This window comes from Cupriavidus phytohabitans (assembly GCF_017815025.1).
In the GTDB taxonomy this organism is placed as follows: domain Bacteria; phylum Pseudomonadota; class Gammaproteobacteria; order Burkholderiales; family Burkholderiaceae; genus Cupriavidus.
This window is the reverse complement of record NZ_JAGIQB010000230.1, coordinates 1-627: the sequence shown is the minus strand read 5'-3', so window position 1 is coordinate 627 and position 627 is coordinate 1. Positions and strand designations below refer to the sequence as shown.

Sequence of the window (627 nt, the reverse complement as noted above, 5' to 3'; positions counted from 1 at the left end):
GCAGTTCTACTCCCTGGTGGCCTAACCGCAGCACCTTTCCGTCCCCCGCTCGCCCCTACCTCCTTATCGCGACGGAATCCAGCTTCATGCTCGGCATCGCTCTTAATGGGAAGCCTCGACATCTCTTCCGTAGAGGTTGTCACGGGCCCACAACAGTCATGACATCCCGGCGTGCACTCGAATGCGGGAATTCGTGAGCGAAGAAATCTGATCTTTTGACTATTCATCGGTGGAGGTATCAGACAGTCGGCCAAGGGCGAGTCGAGGCAGCGGAGGGTTGCGCGCCACGTTCATCCCAACCGCGGGAGGTGTCAGGAATTCTGTGTGCTGAGGTAGGTTAAAAAAATCTCAGCGTAGGGCGTTGGTGAAGCGGTCGCCGAAGAGAATGGCGAACTGGTTGGCCGCCTGCTTCCAAGTGATAGGCGGCATCTTCCAGTCTTTCTCGATATTGCGCAAGGCCAGGTAGAGCAGCTTGCTGGCCGCCTCGTCGCTGGGGAAGTGGCCCCGGTTCTTGACGATCTTGCGCAACTGCATGTGCATGCTTTCGATGGCGTTGGTAACCGGCATGATAGGAACCGGTGCCCTTCCTCTCCTCACCGCGTAACTTGGTGTATGGTTCGACCATCC

Annotated in this window: 1 protein-coding gene; it reads right to left on the bottom strand. The window is 57.4% G+C overall.

Annotation, left to right across the window (positions count from 1 at the left end; all coding sequences use genetic code 11):
• Positions 1 to 348: 348 nt before the first annotated feature.
• Positions 349 to 627 (bottom strand): transposase (locus J8I34_RS34270; RefSeq protein ID WP_245176363.1); only part of this gene is annotated, 279 nt, incomplete at its 5' end.